The 23,660-nt window shown below is 62.1% G+C and carries 26 protein-coding genes, 2 tRNA genes and 2 pseudogenes; 12 read left to right on the top strand and 18 right to left on the bottom strand.

What is annotated here, in order from left to right; translation table 11 throughout:
- Nucleotides 1-62 precede the first annotated feature (62 nt).
- Nucleotides 63-485, bottom strand: a complete 423-nt coding sequence (locus ACZ5KP_RS15050; protein WP_460918709.1) for a Rieske (2Fe-2S) protein — start codon at nt 483-485, stop codon at nt 63-65.
- A 98-nt stretch (nt 486-583) separates the two neighbouring features.
- Here ACZ5KP_RS15050 and ACZ5KP_RS15045 point away from each other — a divergent pair, with 98 nt between their 5' ends.
- On the top strand, nt 584-856 hold the full coding sequence (locus tag ACZ5KP_RS15045; RefSeq protein ID WP_460918708.1) for a hypothetical protein: 273 nt from the start codon (nt 584-586) through the stop codon (nt 854-856).
- 94 nt (nt 857-950) lie between these two features.
- Here the strand turns inward: ACZ5KP_RS15045 and ACZ5KP_RS15040 are convergent.
- From ACZ5KP_RS15040 to ACZ5KP_RS15025, 4 genes and pseudogenes are all read right to left on the bottom strand, one after another.
- Nucleotides 951-1,037: pseudogene (locus tag ACZ5KP_RS15040) on the bottom strand (hypothetical protein); the annotation flags it as partial.
- A 626-nt stretch (nt 1,038-1,663) separates the two neighbouring features.
- Nucleotides 1,664-2,185 carry a type IV pilin domain-containing protein gene (locus tag ACZ5KP_RS15035; protein WP_460918707.1) on the bottom strand — a complete coding sequence of 174 codons (522 nt, stop codon included), beginning with the start codon at nt 2,183-2,185 and terminating at the stop codon, nt 1,664-1,666.
- A gap of 185 nt (nt 2,186-2,370) precedes the next feature.
- A complete protein-coding gene (locus ACZ5KP_RS15030; RefSeq protein ID WP_460918706.1) occupies nt 2,371-2,826 on the bottom strand; it encodes a type IV pilin domain-containing protein in 456 nt (151 codons plus the stop codon).
- 1,117 nt (nt 2,827-3,943) lie between these two features.
- Entirely contained in the window at nt 3,944-4,402 is a 459-nt protein-coding gene (locus ACZ5KP_RS15025) for a type IV pilin domain-containing protein (protein ID WP_460918705.1), read from the bottom strand.
- 874 nt (nt 4,403-5,276) lie between these two features.
- Between ACZ5KP_RS15025 and ACZ5KP_RS15020 the strand changes: the two genes are divergently transcribed.
- Nucleotides 5,277-5,819, top strand: coding sequence for a hypothetical protein (locus tag ACZ5KP_RS15020; RefSeq protein WP_460918704.1), 543 nt, complete (start codon nt 5,277-5,279; stop codon nt 5,817-5,819).
- Nucleotides 5,820-5,945: 126 nt separating this feature from the next.
- Here the strand turns inward: ACZ5KP_RS15020 and ACZ5KP_RS15015 are convergent, their stop codons facing one another.
- The 3 genes and pseudogenes from ACZ5KP_RS15015 to ACZ5KP_RS15005 form a co-directional block, all read right to left on the bottom strand.
- Nucleotides 5,946-6,242 (bottom strand): type II toxin-antitoxin system RelE/ParE family toxin, encoded by a 297-nt coding sequence (locus ACZ5KP_RS15015; RefSeq protein ID WP_460918703.1) that lies wholly within the window; start codon nt 6,240-6,242, stop codon nt 5,946-5,948.
- A gap of 6 nt (nt 6,243-6,248) precedes the next feature.
- On the bottom strand, nt 6,249-6,440 hold the full coding sequence (locus ACZ5KP_RS15010) for an antitoxin VapB family protein (protein WP_248515954.1): 192 nt from the start codon (nt 6,438-6,440) through the stop codon (nt 6,249-6,251).
- Nucleotides 6,441-6,811: 371 nt separating this feature from the next.
- Nucleotides 6,812-6,868, bottom strand: a pseudogene (locus ACZ5KP_RS15005) (type II toxin-antitoxin system HicA family toxin); the annotation flags it as partial.
- A 108-nt stretch (nt 6,869-6,976) separates the two neighbouring features.
- Here ACZ5KP_RS15005 and ACZ5KP_RS15000 point away from each other — a divergent pair.
- The 3 genes from ACZ5KP_RS15000 (at nt 6,977) to ACZ5KP_RS14990 (ending at nt 7,857) form a co-directional block, all read left to right on the top strand.
- Nucleotides 6,977-7,180 carry a hypothetical protein gene (locus ACZ5KP_RS15000; protein ID WP_460918702.1) on the top strand — a complete coding sequence of 68 codons (204 nt, stop codon included), beginning with the start codon at nt 6,977-6,979 and terminating at the stop codon, nt 7,178-7,180.
- Nucleotides 7,181-7,345: 165 nt separating this feature from the next.
- Complete coding sequence (locus ACZ5KP_RS14995; RefSeq protein WP_460918701.1) at nt 7,346-7,732, top strand: hypothetical protein; 387 nt, start codon at nt 7,346-7,348, stop codon at nt 7,730-7,732.
- Complete coding sequence (locus tag ACZ5KP_RS14990) at nt 7,729-7,857, top strand: hypothetical protein (protein WP_460918700.1); 129 nt, start codon at nt 7,729-7,731, stop codon at nt 7,855-7,857. Before ACZ5KP_RS14995 ends, ACZ5KP_RS14990 begins: the two co-directional genes overlap by 4 nt.
- A 343-nt stretch (nt 7,858-8,200) precedes the next feature.
- Here ACZ5KP_RS14990 and ACZ5KP_RS14985 read toward each other — a convergent pair.
- From ACZ5KP_RS14985 to ACZ5KP_RS14965, 5 genes are all read right to left on the bottom strand, one after another.
- Nucleotides 8,201-8,371: transfer RNA gene (locus ACZ5KP_RS14985), tRNA-Trp, on the bottom strand.
- Nucleotides 8,372-8,444: 73 nt separating this feature from the next.
- Nucleotides 8,445-8,996, bottom strand: a complete 552-nt coding sequence (locus tag ACZ5KP_RS14980; protein ID WP_460918699.1) for a cupin domain-containing protein — start codon at nt 8,994-8,996, stop codon at nt 8,445-8,447.
- A gap of 87 nt (nt 8,997-9,083) precedes the next feature.
- Complete coding sequence (locus ACZ5KP_RS14975) at nt 9,084-9,377, bottom strand: hypothetical protein (protein WP_460918698.1); 294 nt, start codon at nt 9,375-9,377, stop codon at nt 9,084-9,086.
- A 9-nt stretch (nt 9,378-9,386) separates the two neighbouring features.
- Complete coding sequence (locus tag ACZ5KP_RS14970; protein ID WP_460918697.1) at nt 9,387-9,614, bottom strand: DUF5795 family protein; 228 nt, start codon at nt 9,612-9,614, stop codon at nt 9,387-9,389.
- Nucleotides 9,615-9,729: 115 nt separating this feature from the next.
- Nucleotides 9,730-10,743 carry a DUF5794 domain-containing protein gene (locus ACZ5KP_RS14965; RefSeq protein WP_460918696.1) on the bottom strand — a complete coding sequence of 338 codons (1,014 nt, stop codon included), beginning with the start codon at nt 10,741-10,743 and terminating at the stop codon, nt 9,730-9,732.
- Nucleotides 10,744-11,519: 776 nt separating this feature from the next.
- Between ACZ5KP_RS14965 and ACZ5KP_RS14960 the strand changes: the two genes are divergently transcribed.
- A complete protein-coding gene (locus tag ACZ5KP_RS14960) occupies nt 11,520-12,356 on the top strand; it encodes a hypothetical protein (protein ID WP_460918695.1) in 837 nt (278 codons plus the stop codon).
- A 394-nt stretch (nt 12,357-12,750) separates the two neighbouring features.
- Nucleotides 12,751-13,341, top strand: a complete 591-nt coding sequence (locus tag ACZ5KP_RS14955; RefSeq protein WP_460918694.1) for an AsnC family transcriptional regulator — start codon at nt 12,751-12,753, stop codon at nt 13,339-13,341.
- 280 nt (nt 13,342-13,621) lie between these two features.
- On the opposite strand, the gene ACZ5KP_RS14950 is transcribed toward ACZ5KP_RS14955, so the two are convergent.
- A complete protein-coding gene (locus tag ACZ5KP_RS14950) occupies nt 13,622-14,680 on the bottom strand; it encodes an aldo/keto reductase (RefSeq protein WP_460918693.1) in 1,059 nt (352 codons plus the stop codon).
- A 215-nt stretch (nt 14,681-14,895) separates the two neighbouring features.
- Between ACZ5KP_RS14950 and ACZ5KP_RS14945 the strand changes: the two genes are divergently transcribed.
- The 3 genes from ACZ5KP_RS14945 to ACZ5KP_RS14935 all read left to right on the top strand — a co-directional run bounded on the left by ACZ5KP_RS14945 (nt 14,896) and on the right by ACZ5KP_RS14935 (nt 17,509).
- The gene (locus ACZ5KP_RS14945; protein WP_460918692.1) at nt 14,896-15,801 is read left to right on the top strand and encodes an acyltransferase; all 906 of its coding nucleotides are present in this window, start codon (nt 14,896-14,898) and stop codon (nt 15,799-15,801) included.
- A gap of 102 nt (nt 15,802-15,903) precedes the next feature.
- A complete protein-coding gene (locus tag ACZ5KP_RS14940) occupies nt 15,904-16,398 on the top strand; it encodes a hypothetical protein (protein ID WP_460918691.1) in 495 nt (164 codons plus the stop codon).
- Between the two features lie 124 nt (nt 16,399-16,522).
- A complete protein-coding gene (locus ACZ5KP_RS14935) occupies nt 16,523-17,509 on the top strand; it encodes a cation diffusion facilitator family transporter (protein WP_460918690.1) in 987 nt (328 codons plus the stop codon).
- 27 nt (nt 17,510-17,536) lie between these two features.
- On the opposite strand, the gene ACZ5KP_RS14930 is transcribed toward ACZ5KP_RS14935, so the two are convergent.
- On the bottom strand, nt 17,537-18,916 hold the full coding sequence (locus tag ACZ5KP_RS14930; protein ID WP_460918689.1) for a tRNA pseudouridine(54/55) synthase Pus10: 1,380 nt from the start codon (nt 18,914-18,916) through the stop codon (nt 17,537-17,539).
- 122 nt (nt 18,917-19,038) lie between these two features.
- On the opposite strand from ACZ5KP_RS14930, the gene trmY reads away from it, so the two are divergent.
- Together trmY and ACZ5KP_RS14920 are read left to right on the top strand one after the other, a co-directional pair.
- Complete coding sequence (gene trmY, locus ACZ5KP_RS14925; RefSeq protein WP_460918687.1) at nt 19,039-19,632, top strand: tRNA (pseudouridine(54)-N(1))-methyltransferase TrmY; 594 nt, start codon at nt 19,039-19,041, stop codon at nt 19,630-19,632.
- Between the two features lie 72 nt (nt 19,633-19,704).
- Nucleotides 19,705-19,777: transfer RNA gene (locus ACZ5KP_RS14920), tRNA-Pro, on the top strand.
- 113 nt (nt 19,778-19,890) lie between these two features.
- Here the strand turns inward: ACZ5KP_RS14920 and katG are convergent.
- From katG to ACZ5KP_RS14905, 3 genes are all read right to left on the bottom strand, one after another.
- A complete protein-coding gene (katG, locus tag ACZ5KP_RS14915) occupies nt 19,891-22,035 on the bottom strand; it encodes a catalase/peroxidase HPI (protein WP_460918686.1) in 2,145 nt (714 codons plus the stop codon).
- A gap of 317 nt (nt 22,036-22,352) precedes the next feature.
- Nucleotides 22,353-23,147, bottom strand: a complete 795-nt coding sequence (locus ACZ5KP_RS14910; protein ID WP_460918685.1) for a formate/nitrite transporter family protein — start codon at nt 23,145-23,147, stop codon at nt 22,353-22,355.
- A gap of 76 nt (nt 23,148-23,223) precedes the next feature.
- The gene (locus ACZ5KP_RS14905) at nt 23,224-23,478 is read right to left on the bottom strand and encodes a hypothetical protein (protein ID WP_460918684.1); all 255 of its coding nucleotides are present in this window, start codon (nt 23,476-23,478) and stop codon (nt 23,224-23,226) included.
- Between the last annotated feature and the right edge of the window lie 182 nt (nt 23,479-23,660).

The raw sequence follows: 23,660 nt of genomic DNA, 5'->3' as shown, positions 1-23,660 counted from the left end.
TTTTCACCGGACTGCCCGGCAGGGTGATCGAGGACGCGAAATCCGTATCGTGAAAATCGACACTAGAACCCGATGTTCGACGTAGAGCCGGGCGCTCCGCCGTCGCCGTCGTCATCGTCGATCCCGCCCTCGTGAAGGAACGTGTAGCTCTCGTCGACGAGCACTACCTCGCCGTCCTCGCAGGCGACCTCGACGTGTGGAAGCGTCGTGTCCTTCGCGTCGCCGTTGTCACAGAAGCCCGAGCAGGTATCGAAGGTCGAGCCGTGCTTTGCGCAGACGATCTCTCCCTCGCGATAGATCACGCCGAAGCCCCGGTCGAGGCGGAAGTCCTCGTGCGTACAGCGGTTGTGCCACGCTTCGACGCCGTCCTCGCAGGGGACGAGGATGACCTCCTCCTTGACGCCGTAGTCGTCCGCGACGGTGAAGAGATAGGAGCCCTCCTCCCGGACCTGTTCGACGGTCGTGAGGGTCGGTGCTCTGGCCATATCGAGCGGGTTGGACTGGACGATACTAACCCTGACGACGAGCACCGCTGGATCGCGACCTGCATATTTTACGGGCCAGGGCGTACTCGCTTCGCTCGATGTCACTCACAGACGTGCTCGGCGACCTGGTACAGACGATCGTCACGTTCGCCGTGTTGATCGTGCTCGCGATCCTGGCGTTCTACGTCACCGTGTTCGTCGTCTCGACGGGTGCGGGGCTGGCGAACTACGACCCGAGTGGCGACTTCGTCGTGCTGTCGGCGTCGATACTGGTGGTCGCTGCACTGCTGGGCGGCGTTCCGTTCGGCGGTGCGGCGCAGGCTCAGTCCGGCTCGAGCGACGACGATCAGCCTGCGGCCGGGTTCGAGTAGCGAATCCTGTAGAGAAACCGGCAGATTCGACAGTGCGTTCGTGAACGGTTTCGGTTGGAGTACACGCGGGCTCGACGCCCATGCGATCCCGCGCCGCGACGCTCTCACGCTGGCAGTCCTGTTCGAAGATTTCGACCTGCCCAGTGTCCGGCCGCACGAAGTCGAGGAAGACTTTGATCATCGTCGACTTCCTCGCACTGTTCGGACCGAGGAAGCCGAAGATCTCGCTCCGTCGGCCGTGAGATCGACGCGATCGAGCGCCGTGAGGGTGCCATAACGCTTGGAGACCTCCCATGCCTGAATGGCGGCCATGTATCTGGGCGTGATGGGTTGGTTATAGGCTTTGAGGAGTGTCGCTAGAAGTGAACCGGGACGTAGGTAAACCGTGGGTTAGCGAGCGGTTTTCAAGCTGTTTTTACAATGTTCAGTAAGAGATCATATATTAAACATCATCCTGACAAATCAGTATGTCGTTATATCTGTGCTTTTCGGTGATAAAATTGTATACAGAAGGCAGATTAAATGCATCTTGCGACTCTCCAGTATCTTACACATGCATGAAATCTATCTCCCATGGCAGCGAGGTCCATCCAATTTGATATGAAATACCATGAAATGACTACAATTGCTTCTTAATTGCCGGATAATTCCAGTACCTTTAGCATTGATTGGACTGCAGCGTTACACGGTGTACGGCGTTGTTAAGGCGACCCACGCAACGGCAATTTCTGGTCAAACCCAGATCCGATACTGGCCAACATACCAACCCCGATCATCTGATAAAACGAAGGCAGCTCTTGAACTCAGTTAGGGACTAGGGTCAACTGAATCGAAATCCCACTGTTCACCACTACCCGAAGTTTCCTCTCCAATTGTGTGCGTGTAAACAGTGGAAGAACTCCCTTCCTCGGACCAGATCAGATTTATTTCATCATCCGACACTGCTCCATCAGAGATTGAAGCATTAGTGAGATCTACAGAAATGGAGGTTCCTGCGCTGATCTCCTTTGCGCCAAATTCTTGACTGATACCGGGGCCCGAAACCTTCAATGTTTCAGCATCAAAGCCATCGCTGACACTATCCGCAGTAAACGAAATAGTAAGCGTTTCAGTATCGTCACTGCCATCGGCAGGAGTCCCAGCATTATTCACCGTGGTTTCTTCGCTTGAGTCCCAGCTCGCAGTTGGCGCGGACGGCCCACCGCCACCGAAGCCGAGCACGAAGGCACCGATTACCGCTGCCAGGATGACCGTAATCGCAACCATCAGAATAACTCCGATGACCGGCGACACCGCGTCGTCGTCTGTGAGTAGCTGTCGGATTTGCATCACAAATATCTAATCGCACCGGTCAATAATAAAACCGTTGGCCTCCAATGGGCCTTTGATTAAACAAGATCGGCAGAATTGATCTTCTAACATAATAGTAATATAGTATGATAAATACGACGCTTGGAGATCTTGGCAGCAAATATTAATGGACCAAAAAATGCCGCATATGGAGATTGACTCAGTTAGTCGTCAAAGTCTTCCAGCGTTCCACTGCCACTAACTGAATCTACATCATGAGTGTAGAGGGTTGAGGAACTACCATCCTCTGACCAGGTAAGTGAAATTTCTCCATCACTTGCGTCCACACTACCTGAGCTGGAGAAATCCACTACAATTTCGTCGCCTGCACTTACTGTGCCATCACTACTAGATGCAACTGTAACGTCCACTCCGTCAACAGACAAAGTATCAGCATCGAACTCATCACTTACCGATTCTGCCGTGAACGTGAGTGTGTCACCACTAGAACTCTCCGTCGAGTCCCAGCTCGCGGTCGGCGCGGACGGCCCACCGCCACCGAAGCCGAGCACGAAGGCGCCAATTACCGCTGCCAGGATGACCGTGATCGCGACCATCAGAATAACCCCGATGACCGGCGACACCGCGTCGTCGTCGTTGAATAGTTGTCGGATGCGCATTGCGAACTGCTCGTCTCACTATTCCATAATAAATCCATTGGCATCGAAGCACACCCCTAATGGGATGTCCCGACAGCTACGTCGCAGACGCCGATGCGCCCGCTTTCGTAGGGACTCAACCGTGCATTGTAAGCCTGCGGGCCGATCAAATCCAGCCGAGACAAAATACCGACGGCTCTACTTTCTGAAATATAATTCAGGGCGAGGAGTATTCTGAATTTGAGACAGGTGGCGGGAGTTTGTTCAGGTCGAGAAAACACCGGTTTGGCGAGTTACCGGCGAGGGGAATTTGGTGATAGCGGGCATCTCGTAGACGGACGTGGGAGCGTCGGTTGAATCTATTTAACCGGGGCAAAACCGGGATATGCTGTTCTCTTCGGGACGTCGTGTTCGAAGTGAGCCGTTGTGGCGCGCCGAATCGGGGTGAATTGGCGAATCGATAGCTCACGCGCGGACGGACGCAAGACCTCAGTAGTCGGAAACGTTGAGGTGCCGTCCAAGTCCAAAATACCGCCTCGGAGAGCAAATCCGGTACTAGTTGCGTAGGTCGACAAGACTAGGGGAACACCTACGTGGAACGTCCTCGGTCAAGGTTCCAGATGACTCAACGAGATCGTTTACGATATCGTTCGATCTATGGTCCGCTCTCCGGGAGCAGCCACCGGCAAGACGCATCTTGGCATTTTTAGACGTCTAATTCCCACCAGGGCATCAACCGAAATCGGTTGAAAGCCCTCACCCCTCGCGATTCAGAGACATTCAGGCGTTCCCGCCGCGAGCGGTGAGAGTTTTTAACTACCTCACTGTAGCACTCCTGATCACCTATACAGGGCATGACTTGGTGATCCAATATCGTCTATCAGGACTATCATTTGTATCGTTAGCAACGACAATACTGACTCGCCAATACGGATACTTTGGCCGCCACCACCTATGTATTTTTTAATTATGCGTCAGCAAATATAGTAATTCCACGAAGTGGGATGGTTTAATCGAGTGGTCACTACTATATCACCACTAATCACGGGTGACCGAGTCCTACAGCATTTGATGCTGATATGTTGAAATTATAGAAAAACTCCCCCAGCCACTAAAATAAGAAATGGAAACAGGCTGTTTATGTTACACTACTGACTGAATAGGTCTCTCCGCTTTCTCCTTCAAGAGTGTGAGTAGCGATAGTGGATGAACTCCCATCTTCCGACCAGACGAGGTCGATCTCGTCCCCCGGTGAATAAGTATCGGACCCACTCGTTTGCAGAACAACTTCAATAGTACTACCTGCCTCTACTGTAGCTTCGCTAGCTTGGGTGCCATCCACAGACAGAGTGGATGCATCAAAGGAATCGCTTACGCTCTCAGCAGTAAAGGTAATCGTAATCTCACTACTACTAGGAGTATCGACCTCTTCATTTGTATCCCAGCTCGCAGTCGGCGCAGACGGACCGCCGCCACCGAAGCCGAGCACGAAGGCACCGATTACCGCTGCCAGGATGACTGTAATCGCAACCATCAGGATGACCCCGATGACCGGCGACACCGCGTCGTCGTCTGTGAATAGTTGTCGGATGCGCATTGCAAACCGCTCGTCTCACTATTCCATAATAAATCCATTGGCCTCGTCCAGACCGACATAAAGGGATTCCCTAACTGGACTGCAAACACGCGTACGTAGCGGCCCTCGTGCGAACCTGGACGTGGATCGTAAGTTTACGTTCCACATCGAATAGCATGTGCAAAAATCTCGACGGTTACGTGTTCTGAAATATAATTCAGGGCGAGGTGTGTTCTGAGTCTGAGGCAGGTCGTGGGGGCTTGTTCACGCTGCGAAAACACCCGTTCGCAGAATTATCGGCCGTTGGAATCTGTCGGTAATGGACGTTTCAGCGGTGATCGCCGGGGGTTCTGTTCTGTCGCCACATCGTGGGCAAAACTGACCCATTCTGTTGTTTCAGGAGCGTCACGTTTGAACGGCGTCGCTGGGGCGCGTCGAATCGGGGGCGAAATCGGTGATCGAGTGCTCGCGCGCGGTGGAAGATCGGTCGCTGGAGGGTACTGATCTGTACCCTGCGTGTTCGAACTACGGATGATTGTGGAGCAGATTGAAGCGGATACCCCGGCACGCGTATCATGGCTACAACTGAACTGAATGAGGGTCGGAGGGAAGGACGCTGGTCTCGTTCCCGACATCCACTGGGTTGTACGACGTCGATCTCGAACGGTCAGATTACTCTTTGGTCTCCTGAATGTCAAGGTTCAGCGTGGGCTCCGCCCGGCGCTCCTCGAACTCGTCGAGCAGTTCGGGCTTCAGGTAGTGCTTCCGCAGCGTCTCCGGGCTCGTGTTCACGCGCTTCCCGATATCCTCGACGGCGATCTCGACGCGAAACCTCCCGGAACCGGACGGCGATTAACCAGCCGCCAGGGCGGATAGCTTTACGTGGATTCCCCGATTGGCGAGCGGTATACCGGAATCCAGCAAGGGTGCAGGGTCGATCGGTCCGTATCTCGCACCCGGCGAATCCGTCACGACAACGTACCAGGGCGAGCCAGAGCACGAGAACGACCATCCCCCATTCTACGCACTTACCGACCGGCGCTTCATCGAGATCTCAAAGCAATCCGAGAACAGCGAGGAAACGGTCTCTGTCGAAGCATATCCGCTCGCCGAGTCGACGACCATCCATATTGACCGGACTGAGGAGGGGAGTGGTCTCGATTCAGAGTACGGCTTGGCAGCCGCAATATCCGGCCTTTTCGGGCTTTTCATCATGGTCTTCCCGAGTTCTGGCGCTCAGAAACTTGGTCTGTTCATGATGGGTGGCCTCTTTCTGACGGTGGCAATTCTTCTAGCTCTGATAGGCTGGGATAATGGGTCCGGCGAAGTTGTCCTCCAAATTGAGCAGAAACGTGACTCGAAGAGCGTGACGCTGCCGCTCGCCGCCCAGGAGTTCGTGGAGTCAGTCGCCAGCGGAGTCGGAGCTCATCAGAGCTAACTCCTGCCACTGTTCCTCAGAGTACCTCGAACGATCCCGGTACCAGCTCCGTTCACCTGACCGTGTAAAAAGGAATCGCGGCCACTTCTCTGAACGCCGTCCGGAAACTGGCTGAAAAACGGAACCTCAATCGAGATCGCCGTACTCGTCGTGTGCTTGATCGATCGGTAGGACATCAAGCACCTTTACCGCGTCCTCGGACTCGTTAACGTCGTAGAACGCGGTCCAGGTCCTGCCGATATGTAATCGGTACACTTCCTCGCTGCGCCACTTGATTTTCTCCTTGTCACCGGTCCCACGGCCAGGATAGGGATTTGAGAGCTTCTCCAGGTTCTCCCGAACGATTCGTTCGGTTTTTTCGTCGACGTTGTTGAGGAACGTCCGAACTTCCTCGGAGACGAGTAGCCGATACCCGTCACTCATCCCGCCCTACACCTCGTCGAGTGGCTCGAACTCGCTCTCCTCGCGGATCTGGTTCATATCCCGGAACAGCCGCTCCTTCTTGCGCTCTTCGACGAGTTCCTCGATCAGCTCGTCGAAGGTCTGCCCCGGACCTTTCAGGTCGTGTAGTTCTTTCCATCGTTCTTCCGTAACTGGAATTCGTTTTTCTGCGTTTGACATTGAGTTGATCCCACAAGCCCGTCGAATTCGATTTCACAGGGAGAGACAATGCATACCGTTCCACCGGTTGCCATAGTTGTGAGGTAGGGGAATTTCTTCCAACTGTTACATCCCTGCTTATACGAACCGGGCCGGCACCCGTGGCTGGCGATTCACTGCGCCGATCGCCGTCTTCGGATGCCATTGATTATCCTTACAACCTGTGCACCATATAACGCTTGTGCCATCCTGACAACTTCGTCCGAAACGTGGCTGAGAATAGGCTACCGCTGCTCGTCGATCCAGGCACACCACGCCCGGAAGTCCTTCGCACCGCTTTGCTCCGCGATCGACTCGAAGGTCCCTCGAGAGATCTTGTCCTTGGATTTCATCGGGACGGTGACGATCCGCACCTCGTCGGAGTGGGGACTCTCCCAGCGCAGTTTCAGGTGACTCCCGGTCCGGTCAGCCGGGACGAACCCGTTGTCGATGAGAACGTTCGCGATTTGCTGGGGTTGCCAGAGGTGTTATGCGATTGCCGTTCGCACCGCTACGGTATGAGCACCGACTCGCAGGATTGTCCAGAGTGTGGCGCGACAGATCAGACTGGTGAATACTGCGAGCAGTGTGGCGTTCGCATCCGGACCGAGCAAAGCGGTTGGGAGGCGCTCAGTACCAGGAAGAAGTGGACCGTCGTCATCGCCGGGTTGTTGCTCGGCATGTTCGTGGTCAACCTTCTCGATCGCGGCGTGCTTGGGTAGGGGCGTCAGTCGCTGCCAAGCAACAGCTCGCGTTCGCGCTCGGGGCTCGCTGCGGGCTTCGACCCCATTATGTCCTCGACGTGACGAGCACCCGGTCGCACAGACGCGAGCGCAAGAAAGTCGCCTGGTTATAACTGTCCGGCCTGAGCGGAATCGGGAGAGAACATGCTTGATGAAGCTGCTCTCCGGGTACTCGAAATGGTCGGTGTACTCCTCTCGATACTCTTTGTAGGAATGCAGTTCGCTTCTCGGCACTCGAATAGAGACGCAGTTTCGGATGAGACGCTGCGGTACGCGCTGGAAAACATTGAGAAGGCGGCACTCTTCCTTCTACTCGCATCCAGTGCCGCGATTTCTGTGTATTTCTCGATTCACGGAACCCAGCCGGCATGGCAAATGTTTATTCCCCTATTCCTCGCATTGGTTCTGATAACGAACGCGATCAGGCATTCAACGAGAGAAATGCGAGCGTCCTTGGAGCCCGACGAAAACGACGACAGTTTGAACACGGATCAACCCGAATCTAGGAACACGGAGGAAGACCGCGAATGAACTCAACGCTCGAAATCCTGCTGGGAAAACCCGGCGGCGGCTATGACTGGTACAAGTTCGTCACCTGGGGACTGTTCGTCGCGCTCATCGGCTACACCGTTGGCGCGGGCCTCGGCTTCTTCTGACGACTGTTTCGGCTTCGCGTACGCTCTGATCGCGGGCTGCTCTTGGAACTCGGGAGATCGCCCCTCCCGGGGCACTCGGATCACGTACACTCGTGGAGTGAGCCACTGATAGTGAACTACGCCCGGACATACTCGCTACGCTGCAAGCGTCAGGTCTCGTTCAAATCCTCCTCTGTCACAGTTTCGTCGCTTACGAACGTGTTCGTGACGAAACAGCATGGGGTCGGAGGGATTGTGAACCACGGTCACACGGTCGCTCACTACGCTCGCGCTGCGTGCTCCCTGGTTCAAATCCCTCTCTCCGTTCACTTCTGTCTCCTCACGTCCATTCGTCGCCAGAAGATGGGGTCGGAGGGATTTGAACCCCCGATCGACTGATATCTCCGATCCGCCTCGGAACTCCAGAGCGTCGTCGTCACGTCCGGTGATCAACCCGGCCGTTCCGTATATCAGGTAGTTCGTCAGAGGCGGGCTCTCTGGAGTCAGTCGCCCTGCCGGACTGGGCCACGACCCCGCGGCCGGAAGTTCCGCCGGTCGCACTTTAGGGGTTTCGATTCACCCGACTGAGGCCAGATTCGGCGGTGAGACTACGGTTCCTGCTTCGCGCCGCACTCCGAGCACCGCGATACCGGTTCACCGTCAGCGTCGAGGACTGCCTGGAGCTCGTGGCTGCCACACGCCGAGCAGATTGCAGGCTGCTGTTCATCACAGGCCGGGCAGGTCAGTGCCGGGCCAGAGTCCGTACGCGTCGGCTCGCGGAACTCGTGATCACAGTTCGGACAGGGAAGCGGAATCCGGATATCAGTGGAATCCCGCGGCGCACCGATGGCCAACACTTCGAGTGACGACCTCGCGTCGTTGGTGACGGACTGGTACTCTCCCGGCGCGAATCGCACGGTCTCGCCGGCATCGACGTCGACCGGTCCGTCGAGCGTCTCGATCGTGGCGGTGCCTTCGAGGACGACGAAGAGTTCCTCCTGATCGCCGTGGGCGTGGAGCCCGCTGACGCGCTCGCCCGGCGCGACCGCGTAGTGATTGATCGCGACGGCCTCGGTCCCCAGCACGTCGGAGAGACGGTGCGCCGTCGCCGCACCAGCCGACGGTGCCGGATCGACTGCATCGAACGCGACTCGCTCCATGGTCGGCGTTCGGCCGACCGTGGAAAAAGCGCTCCGGCGAGAGCAGGCCTTTCGACCGACGATCTGCATGCCCGAGATCACGGTGAATCACTCGGATGCGAGCGCTTCCAGGGCTGCCTCGGTCAACGACTTCGCGCGATCGAGGAGTTCGTCGGCCCGTTCGTCGCCGGTCGCCTCGACCTCCGAGAGCAGCGATTCGACGTGACCCAGTCGCTCCGCGACGACCGGCTCGGAGAGGTCAGCGTTGGCGAGGTCCCGAGCGACGGCCTCGGCTTCGCCGATCCACCGCGCAGCGGAGCGTTCGACGGGGAGCTCCTGCGTGGCTGCCAGTGCCTCGTGGATCGCGTCGAGCAGCTCGTCGAGCGTCGACGGCTCGGTCACGGATACGACTCAGTCCCTGTCGGTTTCGGCCCAGTCACAGTCCTGGCACTTGAAGCCGGTCACGAATTCGGTCACCGTCGGCATGTAGCCGACTGCGAGTACGTCGCCGCCGCAGTCGGGACACTCCCGGTCGGCGTCTTCGATGTCCTCGGCGTCGATCACGCCCTCGCCCTCGACGATCTCCGCCAGCGACGCGGGCGTGACCATGCGGCCCTGCACGACCCGATTCTCGCTCATGAATCTCCGTCGTGGCTCCCGCGTCGTAAGGGTTGCTAGGAAGGGCCGACCGTCGGACGCGAGACGCGGCGGCAGATGGTCGTCCGTCGTCACCCAGATTCGGGGTGGGCCCAGACTACAGCCACGGCGGGCGATCGTCGTCGGCGTCGTCGTCCGGCGCGTCCGGGACGTCCGGCGCATCCGGGACGTCCTGGGCGTCCGGGGCGTCCGTAGCTGGTTCGGGATGTTCACCGCCGTCCGGTGCTGCCGAGGAACCGCCGGATCGTGCGGAACCCGAAGACGGTGACGACCCGGCGTCATCAGCGACTTCAGAGTCCTCGCCGCCACGGAGGACGGTCTCGGGAACACCCAGCCGTCCCGAGCTTCCGTCGGCCCACTCGCCGATCTCGCGGTCGGGGTCGAAGGCGAACAGCGCGGAGAGCCCGAGCACCACCAGCGGCGCGAGATCGGTGAGGAGACCGACCTCCTGCGCGCCGGGGAGCAGCCCCACGCCGAGCAGCCCGAGGGCCACGGCGCTGCCGAAGCGGAAGCGGTCGAGGTCGACGACGCGTCGCAGGGTAGGGCTCGTGATCGCGAGCAGGAACGCGAAGCCCACGCCGACGAGGGCGGCTGCGACCCCGCGAAGGACGAGCGCGGGCTCCGCGGTCGCCGCGAGCGTCGCGTTCGACGGTTCGACGCTCGCGATCAGGCCGAAGACGATGACGATCGCCGGGCGCGGGACGTACGCTGCGATCCGGGCGCTGGCCGTCGAAGCGGCGACAGCCAGGACCACCAGCGCGGCGAAGCGGTGGAACACGACCATGTTCAGCGCGCCAGCGATCGCCGGTGCGAAAGCGGCCTCGAGCGCGGCGAGCGCGACGAGGGGAACGGCGACCAGCGCGACGACTCGCGCCCCTTCGCGGCCGCTGCCGTCGAAGTCCGCGAGGATCACCGCGACGGTTGCGCTCCCGCCGAAGATCAGGAGGCCGACCTGGACGATTCCCGCCGCGGAGTCGAGCGCTCCTGCGACGATCAGCGCCGGGAAGATTCCGTCGACGAGCGGGAGGCACATGACGGTCGCGAGCAGCGCGGCTCGTCGACCTACCAGTGCCTCGATGCGGAGCGCGATCGGGTGCCGAGAGACGCTCATCGACTATCTGGAAGCGCCCTCACCCAGGGCCATCGGGTCGTGGTGCCCGCGTGGGCGCACTGGACTGCCGCCGATGACCGCGAAAAATTTTGTCGCCATCTGCTGCCACTCGAAACGGGCGGCCGTACGGAGGCTACCCTGCGGCTGCACACCGGTGCCGGCTCGGAGTGGACTGGCGACGTCCATATATCATTATCGTTCAGGTCGGACAATAAGGATTGCGTGAGGCACGGCCACACAGTCCACGAGCGAGACCGGACGGACTGGCAAAAGCTCCCGAGAAAGGGAGCGAAAACTACACACTTGCAACGTTCGTGAGGCAGGAGGTCGGCCCCACCCGAGGATCTCTCATTGACCTTCCTCACTCACTATCTCTCTCTCAGACTCACCCCCGCTCTCACTAACACGGTCACTCACACGGTCACTCTCGTGCCGGTGAAATCGGCTCGCGGTACTGCCAGCGAACGACCCCGAACCGCCCGAGGCGGTACTAATTTATACTGTGCTATCATATTCGAAAGCATGTCCAGAGCCCTGAAGGTCCTCGCACTGGTCGCAGTCGTCCTGATCGCGTACAAGCTCTTCGCGTCCGACTCCGCAGTCGAGGTAGAGTACGAATCCGAGTAGCCGCCGATCGAGGGACAGCGGCGTTCTTCTGGTGACAGCGTTCCTTCAGCGTAGCGGTGCAGCCACCCGACGTCGACAGTTCCTGGAGGCCCGGAAAGCGCCCGATCGACAGCGGCGGCCTTAACAGTCCCCTCACACTTATCTCGGCTATGTACGGCGTCGTCACGCGTAACGAGCCGGAGACCACGTGGGAGGAGTTCGATCGCGCGTTCTACGAGGTCAAGGACGTCACCGGTCGCGGCGCCGAGCCGATCGAGACCGCGGTGAACATGGTGTCGTGTTTCGGCGACACGGCCGCCGTCGAGGCCGACCCGTCGCTGGCCGCCGTGGACGAAAGCGGGACGCCGGCGACCCGGGACCAGCCGTACTTCGACTGGTCCTACGTGTGCCCCACGCGCGAGGAGTATCGCCAGGGTGTGCTCGCGACGATCGAGGATTGCGCAGCGGTGAACCCGGACGTCCGTCTCGACGACGTCGGCTTTCCGCGCGCGGGCTACTGTCGCTGTGAGACCTGTCGTGAGCGCTTCGCCGAGAGTGAGCACGAGGACTGGGCGAGCTGGCGCGCCGCCGTCATCACCGAGTTCGTCGCAGACGCTGCGTCCCGGATTCCGGGACGAACGAGCCTCACGCTCTACCCCGATCCCTATCCAGGCCACATCTACGAGCGATCCGGTCTCGAGATCGAAGCGATCGAGCCCCACGTCGACGAGTTCGTCGTCCCGCTCTACGACACCGCCTACGGAACGACGTACTGGCTCGAAGCACTCGCGAGCGGGTTCGCCGACAGCGTCGACGTCGATCTCGCGATCGAACTGTACGCCGTCGACGTCGACCTCGACGCGCTGATTCACGCAGCCGAAGTCGCCGAGGTATCTGCAGACGCGGTCTACTTCGGCTACGACGCGTCGAACGGCCGGGCCGCACTCCGACGGATGAAGGCCGACGCCCAGGAGGGAGTCGCCCACGGCGACGACTCGGGCGGATAGTCCGACGGAGACGCACTGATTCACATGGGACGATCGTCGGACGGTCTACCGACACAGTGCACGTTCCACAGTTTCGATACGCGGTGACTGTTACTCTGCGAGCGGAAGCCAACTCGATCGTTGCGGGCAACGCCCGGACAGGAAGGACCGACGTTTCAGTTGCGAACAATCAGTCAGACGCTCGCACGACGCAGGTCGAAACGAGGGGCAAATCCGGCGAAATTGGCGGCGTATTCGTCTCCAATTTCGATAGAAATGGCGAGGATATATTGCATACATTCGATCGTTCTCATGCGAGCACCAGATTCGCCATAGTTTCGGACGAAAAGAGTAAAACGAAAATAAATCGCCGGATGTCGAAAACGGTATATGCGAACCGTCAGTACTCCGCGGTATGCCTCAGCTCGACGACACGGACCTCGAAATCCTCCGGCTTCTGGTCGCCAACGCGCGCCGACCATACAGCGAGATCGCCGACAAGGTCGGCGTCTCACCGCCCACCGTCTCCGACCGCATCGATCGGCTCCAGGAGCTCGGCGTCATCCGCCGATTCACGCTCGACGTCGATCGTTCGACGCTCGACGCAGGCATCCAGGTCCTCATCGACGTCTCGACGGCCCCCGGAACGACCGAGGAGGTCGCGGAGAGTCTCGCGGCCCAGAACGTCGTCGAGCACGTCTACGCCACGGCCGACGGCTCCGTCGTCGCCCACGCCACCGTCCCCGAAGACGCGGTGCACGACGTGCTCGAAGAGAGCGTCGCGAACGAACACGTCGAGTCCTTCGACGTCCGGCTCCTCACCGACGAGGAGTGGACGCCGGAGGTCGCCGGAACGGCGTTCGCACTGGAGTGCGCCGTCTGTGGCGACGAGATCACCAGTCAGGGCGAGACCGCACGGATCGACGGCGAGTTCGTCGCCTTCTGTTCGGCTTCCTGTCGAGAAGCCTACGCTGAAGAGGAACAGCTCGCCGCCGAATCGATCTGAGGCGCAACCCAACCCCGTTCTCTGGCGCCCACCCGACGAGCCACTGCGCCCCTCGACGATCGAGCGAACGACGGAGCAGACGCTCGACGAGGTCGCTTCACGGCCGACGCTCAGCCGGGCGGATCCGGAGTGAGTGGGACTTCGAAGTGGAAGTGATCCTGGGGGAATCAGACACTGCACCGTCCATGGGTTTGCAGTGGAAACCGTCGATCGAACTGGCTGGCGTTCGGCCGTGAGAACTCCAAAAAGAGCGCGGACCTGTAGGATCCCGATTCCGCGATCAGTACGCGGCGGGTTCCTTGTCGAGTCCGGCCTCGCGGATGTCCTCGCCGTCGACGGACGTCCGGAGCGAGTCCATCCCGTCGTCCCCATCGATATCGAAGTCGTTCGCGTAGAGCGCCTGGACGCGCTCGTACTCAGCCTCGGAGAGCGGCGGAACGTCCGACGCGGCGGCCCACGCTTCGACGTCTGCTTCGGAGCGGAACGTCGGCGTGACGCTGGCGACGGCGTCGTGGTAGAGGAGCCACTGGATAGCAGCCTGGGCGAGCGTCCGCTCCCCGTCACGTTCGAGAAAGCGAATCTGTTCGACCTTCTCCCAGCCCGCCTCGTACCACTCCTGGGGCCGGTGCGAGCGGTGGTCGCCTTCGCCGAGTTCGGTGTCGGGTGTGACCTGCTCGTTCAGAAGACCCGAGGAGTGCGGGACACGGGGGAGGAGGCTCGTCGACGCGTCGTGGGCGTCGATCTGGTCGAGGAAGTGCTGGCCTGGCTCCTGCTCGAACAGATTGAACACCGTCTGCAGCGCGTCGACGTCGGCCTCCGCGGCAGCCTCCCCTTCGGCGAGCCAGCCGATCGAGGGGCCGAGCGCCCAGCCGACGGCCTCGACGCGGCCCGACTCCTGCAGGCGGTCGAGCGTCTCGAGCACGTCCGCGTCGACCTCGTCGACGTTCGCGTTGTGGACCATCAGCAGGTCGACGTAGTCGAAGTCGAGCCGCTCGAGCGAGCGGTCGAGGGCCGTCTCGATCCACTCGGGCTCCATCCGCTTGGGGAGCTCGCCGTGTCCGGCCTGTGGATTGTTGTAGAAGTCGTAGCCGACCTTCGTCGAGACGACGACGTCGTCCCGGCGATCGGCGAGCGCCTCGCCGACGATCTCCTCGCTGTCGCCGTGGCCGTACACGTCGCCGGTGTCGAAGAAGTTGATGCCGGCGTCGACGGCAGTCTCGATCAGGTCGAGTTCGTCCTGGTGCGTGCGGTCGCCCCACCAGTCGGTTCCCACTACCCAGGCGCCGAAGGCGACCTCGCTGACCTCGAGGCCCGTGTCGCCGAGTTCCCGGTATCGCATACGTGTTCATTCGCGTCCGCGTACTTAGGCGACGCGGAAGCCGGGGATCGAGAACCCGTGGAATCGGGGGGAGACCCCCGACACCCAATCGGTCCATGCAGCACGCGAGGGTCCCCGTGGTGAGGTGACCGCGCTGCCCTGCAACGCGATTCGCTCGCTCGCCCTCGCGTTCCGCGACGGAAACCCATATCAACAGCCGCGATCAACCTCCGGCTATGACGAAGCGTCACGTCAGCCTCCCGACCGATGCGGAGGCGGGCGTCAGGGCGTTCATCGACGAGGTCGACGAGCGGCTCGCGTCCGACGAGGACACGTGTCGCGTCGTGGAGGACGTCCTCGTCGATCTCTTCGGAGACCGCGATGCCTACGAGCGCTGGCAGGACGGCGAGAACGTTTCCGCGGCCGAGCGCGTGCGACTCCAGGGGTACGATCCCTGCAACGCGACGCTGGAAAGCGAGTACTACGCGGAGAAGGACGAGGACCAGTTCCGACGCTCGAAACACCTCCAGTGGCTCTGGCGGCAGTTCGACGCGACACCGCTCGCCGACAACGTCGAGTTCGCGTTGCGCTTCCGGAACATGCTCGCGAAACACCTCTTCGCGGAGTGTGGCGACGACTGCCGGTTCTTCAAGGGAATCTCCTTCACCTACGGTCACAACATCGAGGTCGGCGACAACGTCGTGATCCACGACGACGTCCACCTCGACGACCGCGGCAAGCTGACGATCGGCGACCGCGTCTCGATCTCCGACGACGCCCACGTCTACAGCCACGACCACGACGTCGTCGATCAAACGGGGATCACGAACTACCACACGATCATCGAGGACGACGTCCGGCTGACCTACGACACGATGGTTCGCGCTGGCTGCAAGATCGGCGAGAATGCACTGATCGGCGCGAAGTCCTCGGTCACGTCGGACATTCCGGCCCACCACATCGCCGTCGGCTCGCCCGCCAAGAGCGTGAAGGTCAAACCTGGCTGGGAGCCAGTCGCTGCGCCGCTCGACGACTCGAGCGAGACCGATCGAGAGGAGCGCGTGATCGAGCGCGATCTCCCCGACGACCTCCGACAGTTCGACGAGTTCCAGCGCGATCTCACGCCGCCGGACGGTTCCTGAGTCCTGTAGATACCCCAGGCGAGCAGCTCACTCGAGCTCGGGGCCTCCTGAACTTTATTGAGAGTTCGAATAGAAGGAGCGAACGTGCGCCGAAGAACCTTCGTGAGCGTACTCGTCCCCGCGATCGCAGCCGTCGCTGGCTGTAGCAGCTCCTCCTCCTCGCCATCGGTCAGTGAGCAGCCCCTAGCAGACTACGGCTGTCCGCCCGGTGGCGTCGACGAATCTGGACTCGACTGTTCGCAAGTCGACGACGGAGCGGACGCCGAGGTACTGCTGGAACCGTCCCCGGAATCGACGAGCGATCCAGCCGAGGTCACCCTGACGCTCCGCAACGAATCGAGCGAGCAGCTGGAGTTCAATCCCGCCAGCTGGCAGTTGTGGGTCGAGCAGAACGGCGACTGGGATCGAATCGAACAGACAGCGACGGGTGACGGCTACGAGGAACTGCCCGCCGGCGACTCCAGGACGTGGAACGCGACCGACGTTCCCGATCTGATCCGACAGTCCGAGTTCGACTTCGAACCGGGGACCTACCTCGCGGCGATCTCGATCAGGTCCCGGACCCCGGCCTGTTTCTTCCGCATCGTCGACGAGTAGGGGTCGATTGCGAGGCGACCCACTGGATCGGGCCCGCTCGATCTCCGATTGCAATCCTATCCGACGAGCAGTCGTCGCAACAAACCCGCCAGAGCTAACTATCGGCTGGTGCCACGTCCCTGCAATGGCATCCAGCGTCTCCGTCGTCCTCGCCGCGCTCGTCGCCAACGGCGCGATCGCTTGCCTGAAGTTCGGCGGCTTTCTGCTCACGGGAAGCCCCTCGATGCTCGCGGAGACCTACCACTCGATTTCCGACACCGGCAACCAGGTGTTCCTCCTCATTGGCATCTTCTACGGCCGGCGCGAGGCCGACGAACACCATCCCTTTGGCTACGGGAAGGCGGAGTTCTTCTTCTCCTTCCTCGTCTCGGTCATGCTCTTTGGGATCGCGGGCTGGGAGAGCGCAAAGCACGGGTACGAGGCGATCCGTCACGGCGAGACGAGCTTCAGCGACGAGGCTCAGCAGCTCCCGCTCGTCGACGTCGCGGTCCAGGGCGTCTACATCAACTACGCGATCTTGCTCGGCGCGATCGTCTTCGAGGCGTACGCGCTCTACAAGGCCCGCGCTGGGATGCAAAAGGAGATGGAGAAACACGGCTACGACGGCTACGTCGAGGCGTTCCGGAAGACCAGCCAGACGACGATCCTGACTGCGCTGACCGAAGACACGATCGCACTCTCCGGCCTCGGGATCGCGCTGGCCGGCATCTTCCTCACGCGCACGACGGGCGATCCGATCTACGACGCCGTCAGCGCGCTGCTCATCGGGATCATGCTGATGGGCTTCGCGATCGCGCTCGCCTGGGAGAACAAGCGGCTCCTGATCGGCGAGAGCCTGCGGAAGGACGACGAGGACGAGCTCGTGCGGATCGTCCGCGAGACCGACGGCGTCAGCTCCGTCGTCGACTTCCGATCGGTCTACTTCGGCCCCGGTGACGTCATCGTGGCCGCCGACGTCGCCTTCGAGCAGGGACTCGACATTCAGACGATCGACGAGACGATCACGGCGCTGGAAGCACGGATCAAGGAGACCGCACCGGAGGTCACGAAGGTCTACGTCGAGCCGGAGGATCCCGTGGAGCCCAGTCCGACCGACGAATCGAGCCCGTAATCACGGGACTCGACTGCCAACGCCTGATCAGTCCCGGAAGAACTCCTCGTCCTCGAAGGGTTCCTCCTCGCCTTCGACAGCGAGAACGTCGAGTGCGGTTACCACGATCTCCGAGCCGAGGAGTCCAGCGAGGCTCGGCTCCGTCCGGCCCTCGTCGCCGCTGATCAGCTCCTTGACGTAGAGGCCGCCCTCGCCGTGGATTTCGACCGTGCCGGTCCGAACGATTTTCTCGAGGTCGACCTCGTCCTCGTACCGTGCGGCGATCTCGGCGTCGTCGTGGATCGCGTCGCCATCCGAATCGGGGGCGTCGTGGAGTGACCCGTCGATATCGTAGACCGTTCGGGTCCGGGTCGTACTCGCCCGGCGATGGTCGACCCGTTCAGGGGTGTACTGCTCGACTGTCGTGCCATCGAGTTCCGCGAGCGCGTCCTCGAACGCGCCGTCGTCGACGTCGTCGAACAGTGCGACCGACGCCCGGTAGCGTTTGCTCGCGTCGAGTTCCTTGACGCGCTCGACCATGTCGTACGTCGCCAGGCGGAGCCCTTCGACCTCGACACGGCCCGCCGCAGCCTCGTTGGTCTCGACTTCGAGCGCTTCGACGTCGGGCGATCGATTCCGCGGGCGCTTGACTTCGACGACGAACGGCCTGCCTGTGCCGAGCATGAGCGCGTCGACGTCCTCGCGGCCAGCACCGTGGAACAGCGCTTCCTCGCCGTCCATCGCTTCGTCGATCAGCGGTGCGACGGACTGCTCGACGCTCGTCGGGTACATGTAGCCCGAGCCATCGCAGTGCTCGCAGTCCTCCTCGCCGTCCTCCCCGAGTTGCTTCCCGGAGCCACCGCACTCGCGACAGGGCCACTCGGTCTGTGGCACGTCGCGTTCGACCTTGCGGTAGCGACCATAGACGAAAGCCGGATTGATCTGTACGTCCACGTCGCCGCGTTCGAGGTTCAGGAGTGCGAGCACGTCCGGTCGCTCGAAGTCCACCTCGGCGCCGGTCAGCTGGCCGAAGCGCTTGCCGACCTCGCGGTTGAACGCAGATTTGAACGACTCGCCAGCGTCGGGGTCCAGCCCCGCTTCTTCCCGCAACAGTCGGTCGTTCTCTTCGAGGAGCGGGGGTGTGCGGGTTCCGATCTGATACGTCTCGAACTCGGCGTCACCGGTCGCCTCGACGACGCGTTCGGCCCACTCGTCGTGCGTCGAGCACTGCCCCTCACAGACCCAGCACTCCTCCGTGGGACCCGATTCGAAGTCCGCATCGTCGGCCAGCGCGACAGCGGTCCGGAGCGAGCGGCCGCGCTCCTCGTTCGAGAGGCCGAAGCTCCGGTCGGCGAACGGCCGACCGAGACAGGGATCGCAGATGGGCCCGCTCGCGAGGAGGTCCCGGGCCACGGCGACGACGTCCATGTACCTTGGGCCGCTGCGGTCGCGGTAGTACCTTGCGGATCCGCCGCGAGCCGGACCTTGGCAACCGAACGCACCGATCTCGATGCGACGACGCTATTGGGCGCCCGCCACTCGTGAGTGCCATGCGCCAGTTCATCGTCGTCGGCCACGAGGTCACGCCCGACGCCGACGTCTCACTCGACGACCTCCCGGGAGCGGGGCGGTTCGACGTGCTCTGTCGGTCCGTCACTGCTGGGCTCCTGACCTCCCACGGAATCCGCACGGACGCGCTGGTCCACCTCGTGATCGACGACGCCGTCACGATCACCGTCGACGGCGCCAGCGTCCGACGCCTGAATCCAGACGAGCGCTCGACGGCCGCCCTGCTCCGCGGCGCGCTCGAGCGGCGACAGGAAGCGATCGGCCACCAGCCCGTCGAATCCTCGCCCGGCGTCGAACTCCGCCGCCGCGGCTTCGAGGCCACGCTCGACGCGGTCGCGGCCAGTGGAGATCTGATCGTGCTCGACGCGGACGGCGACCCGGCAGGGTCCGTCGAGCCTCCGGACGGTCCCGCGTTCGTCCTCTCTGATCACCACGACTTCACGGACGCCGAGCGAACCGCGCTCGCCGATCGCGACGCGACGCCACTCTCGCTCGGGCCGGAGGCGCTCCACGGTGACCAGGCGATCACGGTCGCGCACAACTGGCTCGACACGGACGGTTTCCAAGACTACTGATCGACTGTACTTCCACCGCCGCCTGCCCCACTCCGGAATCGTTAAAGGCGGACGGTCGCTTCTATCACGTGCGGGCCGGTGGGGTAGCTTGGTATCCTTCGGCCTTCGGGTGGCCGTAACCGCGATTCGAATTCGCGCCGGCCCACTGGGAATATACCCCTTTTCCCGCATTCTCTGACAGGTAGCGACGGCCAACTGTCACTGCTCGTTGTCAGTAGGAAAAAACAAACGCGCACAGCGCGAGAAGCGCCAGCGACGTTACTCCAGGTCGAACCGGTCGTGCTGCATGACCTTGGACCAGGTGTCGACGAAGTCATCGACGAACTCCGCCTCGCCGTCGTCGCTGCCGTAGACCTCTGCGATCGCACGAAGCCGGGCGTTCGACCCGAAGATCAGATCGACGCGGGAGCCCTCCCACTCGACCTCGCCCGTCTCGCGGTCGCGAAGTTCGAAGCGATCCTCAGCCTCCGTCTTCGCTTCCCACTCGTAGCTGCCGTCGAGCAGGGTCACGAAGAAGTCGTTGGTCAGCGTGCCGGGCTCGTCGGTGAACACGCCGAGCTCGGAGTTCTGGTAGTTCGCGTCGAGGACGCGCATGCCACCGACCAGCGCCGTCATCTCCGGCGGGGAGAGGTCAAGCAGGTCGGCCCTGTCGACGAGGAGCTCCTCGGCGGGGTCGTCGTACTCGCCGCCGAAGTAGTTCCGGAACCCGTCGACGTCGGGTTTGAGCGCCTCGAAGGAATCGACGTCGGTCTGCTCCTGCGTGGCGTCGGTGCGGCCCGGCTCGAAGGGGATCTCGACGTCGTGGCCGGCGTCCGCCGCGGCCTTCTCGATGGCGGCGTTCCCACCCAGGACGATGAGATCGGCGAGCGAGACACGGACGTCGTCGGAACGTGAGGCGTTGAACTCCTCCTGCACGCCCTCGAGCGTCTCGAGGACGGCGTCGAGTTCGGCCGGCTCGTTGACCTCCCAGCTGCGCTGGGGTTCGAGTCGGACGCGTGCGCCGTTCGCACCGCCGCGCTTGTCGCTGTCCCGGTACGTCGATGCCGAGGCCCAGGCCGTCTTCACGAGCTGTGAGACGGTGAGGTCCGTGTCCAGAATCGACGCCTTCAGCTCGGCGACGTCGTCCTCGTCGACGAGGTCGTAGTCGGCGTCGGGGATCGGATCCTGCCAGAGCATCGTCTCGTCGGGGACCTCGGGGCCGAGGAACCGGGACGGCGGGCCCATGTCGCGGTGGATCAGCTTGTACCACGCCTTCGCGAAGGCCTGCTGGAACTCGTCGGGATGCTCCTGGAACCGCTCGAGGACCGCCCGGAAGTCGGGGTCGTGCTTGAGGGCGATGTCCGTCGTCAGCATCATCGGGGTGACGGAGTCCGGCGCGCCCTCGACGTCAGGGACGGAGTTCTGCAGGTCGTCGCCGACCGGCTCCCACTGCCACGCACCGCCGGGACCCTTGACGGACGTCCAGTCGTGCTCGAGCAGGTTATCCACGTAGCCCATGTCCCACGAGGTCGGCGCTTGCGTCCACGGCCCCTCGATGCCGCTAGTGATCGTGTCGGGACCTTTGCCCTCGCCGAACTCGTTCTCCCAGCCGAGCCCCTGCTGGTCGATCGGAGCGGCGTCGGGTTCGGGGCCGAGGTTGTCACCGCTGTCGGCGCCGTGGACCTTTCCGAACGTGTGACCGCCGGCGATGAGTGCGGCGGTCTCCTCGTCGTTCATCGCCATCCGGCTGAACGCCTGCCGGATGTTCTTCGCAGAGCCCTCGACGTCAGGTTCGCCGTTTGGCCCCTCCGGATTCACGTAGATGAGCCCCATGACGGTGTTGCCGAGGGGCTTCTCGAGGTCGCCGTCCTCGTCGAATCGATCGGGAGAGCTCTCCTCCCACTCGTCTTCGGGGCCCCAGTCGACGGCGTCGTCGGGCTCGAAGGCGTCCTCGCGACCCCCGGCGAAGCCGAACGTTTCGAAGCCCATCGATTCGAGTGCGACGTTCCCGGCAAGGACGATCAAGTCCGCCCAGGAGAGTTTCTGGCCGTACTTCTGCTTGACCGGCCAGAGCAGGCGGCGTGCCTTGTCGAGGTTGACGTTGTCCGGCCAGCTGTTGAGCGGCGGGAGTCGCTGGCGGCCACCGCTCGCGCCGCCGCGCCCGTCGATGGTGCGGTACGTTCCGGCGCTGTGCCAGGCCATCCGGATGAACAGCGGCCCGTAGTGGCCGTAGTCAGCAGGCCACCAGTCCTGGGAGCTCGTCATCAGCTCCTCGATGTCCGCCTTGACGGCGTCGAGGTCGAGCTCCTCGAAGGCCTCGGCGTAGTCGAACTCCTCGTCCAACGGACTGACGTCGCTGGCGTTCTGGTCGAGCACGTCGAGGCGGAGCTGGTTCGGCCACCAGTCGGTCTCTCCGTGTCGCATTATCGGGCTCCCCCCGTGCGTTCGTCGGCGGCGATAGACTTCCCGGCAGTCGCCGCGACAGCGAGCGAGCAGTCGCCGGTTTGGGCCGCGTCGATCCCCGGTGGTGGGCTAGTATCGGACATTGATCTCGTGTCTACTAAAGATAATTTGTGAGATAACCAAAAATGTTCTGGAAGGCAAAGACAACAACTTGCAGTGTAACGAGCAGGGTTCTCGCGGTGTCGTCCCCTCCCAGCGCCACGAACGTGAGGGGAGCGACCACAGTAGCGATCGGCTCAATCTAGCCGCTTCACCGCGATCGCTGGCAGTAGCGCCGATTACTGCAGCTCCGTCTCCGAACGGGCGCCTTTCGCCTGCGCCGCGTGTGTGAAAGTAACGAGGCCGAGCCCGCCGAGGAGGTTCCCCGCCGTCACGACGACTGTCAGGAATGCCAGCGTTCCGAGGCCGACGTTCGCCCCGTAGAGCATTCCCAAATACACGTGGAGGACGGTGACGACGACGTGATCGAACGGACCGAGCGCGAGGAGCACGCCGACCACGTAGGCGAGCGCGATCCGACTTCCGTCGCCCTCGACGGCGGCGAGGAGGAAGGATAGCAAGCTCAGTAGTGCGCCGCCCGCGATACCCCGGGTGAACCACGTACCGGCCCCACGGTGTGCCGTCTCGGTGGCGTACCTGCTCAGTGCCTCGCCCGCACCTGGCGGTAGCGCCCCATCGACGGCGAAGACGAGCGCGAACAGACAGCCACCAGCGAGATTGAAAACGAACGTCAGCGACCACAGCCGGAGCAGCGGTCGGAGCAGCCACGTATCGGGCCGTTCGATCGCCGCTGCCGCCGGATCGGAGAAATTCTCGTTGAACAGCTCCGTCCGCCCGACCACGAGGAAGACGAGACCGACGCCGAAGGCGAGTGCGCCCCCGAGTTTTGCGACGGCCCCGAACTGCGGCTCGACGATCGACTCGACGATGCCCAGTGCGACGATTCCGAAGACGATCGTGAACCCGGCGATGAAGCTCGTCGCGACCAGTTCGAGGAGCGGCTGCTCGATGCGCCGGTTCCCCTCCTCGACCGCCCGATCGAAGATCGCCGCTGGAGTCGGCGGCACAGCCACGGGCGACTAGTCGTGGGCCATCGACAAAAGCGAACTCGTCGCACGGGGGTCGAGCGCCGCTCCCAGACGGTCGGAGCTACGCCGTTCGTCGGTCGAAGGTGGGTTCGCCACAGCTGTCACAGCTAGCCGGTTCTTCGAGGTACGCCCGATCGCACCGCGAGCAGTGAAAGAGCGGTCCGTCGAGCGTGATGGCGCCACCGTCGGGTGCGGGCTCGGGATGGTCACCTCGCGGAGTGTTCGAGTCACCGTCCTCGGTCGCCGCCTCCTCGCCGTCGCTCCGAACTGCCGCGAGCAGTCGACGTCGCTCGGTCCCGCGATCCGTAGCCGTCACGTCAACCCCTCCGCGTTCGCGCTGTAGCCGCTTCGATCGACCGCTCTGCCTCCTGCAGCCCGACGGTCCACCACCAGCCGTCGGTTGCCGCGCCGATGCATAGAGACCACGTACCACACTACCCTCATAATAATTCCGCTTCCGATTAGCCTGATGCATGTTACGAGTCACGTAGTAAACGA

The sequence above is a fragment of the Salinarchaeum chitinilyticum genome (assembly GCF_055390775.1).
Note: the sequence above shows the minus strand (reverse complement) of the source record. Positions and strands in the feature narration are given on the sequence as shown.

Coding starts and splice junctions, on each gene's coding strand:
- ACZ5KP_RS15050 (WP_460918709.1), bottom strand. CDS start 485: ATGGCCAGAGCACCGACCCTCACGACCGTCGAACAGGTCCGGGAGGAG.
- ACZ5KP_RS15045 (WP_460918708.1), top strand. CDS start 584: ATGTCACTCACAGACGTGCTCGGCGACCTGGTACAGACGATCGTCACG.
- ACZ5KP_RS15035 (WP_460918707.1), bottom strand. CDS start 2,185: ATGCAAATCCGACAGCTACTCACAGACGACGACGCGGTGTCGCCGGTC.
- ACZ5KP_RS15030 (WP_460918706.1), bottom strand. CDS start 2,826: ATGCGCATCCGACAACTATTCAACGACGACGACGCGGTGTCGCCGGTC.
- ACZ5KP_RS15025 (WP_460918705.1), bottom strand. CDS start 4,402: ATGCGCATCCGACAACTATTCACAGACGACGACGCGGTGTCGCCGGTC.
- ACZ5KP_RS15015 (WP_460918703.1), bottom strand. CDS start 6,242: ATGAGTGACGGGTATCGGCTACTCGTCTCCGAGGAAGTTCGGACGTTC.
- ACZ5KP_RS15010 (WP_248515954.1), bottom strand. CDS start 6,440: ATGTCAAACGCAGAAAAACGAATTCCAGTTACGGAAGAACGATGGAAA.
- ACZ5KP_RS15000 (WP_460918702.1), top strand. CDS start 6,977: ATGAGCACCGACTCGCAGGATTGTCCAGAGTGTGGCGCGACAGATCAG.
- ACZ5KP_RS14995 (WP_460918701.1), top strand. CDS start 7,346: ATGCTTGATGAAGCTGCTCTCCGGGTACTCGAAATGGTCGGTGTACTC.
- ACZ5KP_RS14990 (WP_460918700.1), top strand. CDS start 7,729: ATGAACTCAACGCTCGAAATCCTGCTGGGAAAACCCGGCGGCGGCTAT.
- ACZ5KP_RS14980 (WP_460918699.1), bottom strand. CDS start 8,996: ATGGAGCGAGTCGCGTTCGATGCAGTCGATCCGGCACCGTCGGCTGGT.
- ACZ5KP_RS14970 (WP_460918697.1), bottom strand. CDS start 9,614: ATGAGCGAGAATCGGGTCGTGCAGGGCCGCATGGTCACGCCCGCGTCG.
- ACZ5KP_RS14965 (WP_460918696.1), bottom strand. CDS start 10,743: ATGAGCGTCTCTCGGCACCCGATCGCGCTCCGCATCGAGGCACTGGTA.
- ACZ5KP_RS14960 (WP_460918695.1), top strand. CDS start 11,520: ATGTACGGCGTCGTCACGCGTAACGAGCCGGAGACCACGTGGGAGGAG.
- ACZ5KP_RS14955 (WP_460918694.1), top strand. CDS start 12,751: ATGCCTCAGCTCGACGACACGGACCTCGAAATCCTCCGGCTTCTGGTC.
- ACZ5KP_RS14950 (WP_460918693.1), bottom strand. CDS start 14,680: ATGCGATACCGGGAACTCGGCGACACGGGCCTCGAGGTCAGCGAGGTC.
- ACZ5KP_RS14945 (WP_460918692.1), top strand. CDS start 14,896: ATGACGAAGCGTCACGTCAGCCTCCCGACCGATGCGGAGGCGGGCGTC.
- ACZ5KP_RS14935 (WP_460918690.1), top strand. CDS start 16,523: ATGGCATCCAGCGTCTCCGTCGTCCTCGCCGCGCTCGTCGCCAACGGC.
- ACZ5KP_RS14930 (WP_460918689.1), bottom strand. CDS start 18,916: ATGGACGTCGTCGCCGTGGCCCGGGACCTCCTCGCGAGCGGGCCCATC.
- trmY (WP_460918687.1), top strand. CDS start 19,039: ATGCGCCAGTTCATCGTCGTCGGCCACGAGGTCACGCCCGACGCCGAC.
- katG (WP_460918686.1), bottom strand. CDS start 22,035: ATGCGACACGGAGAGACCGACTGGTGGCCGAACCAGCTCCGCCTCGAC.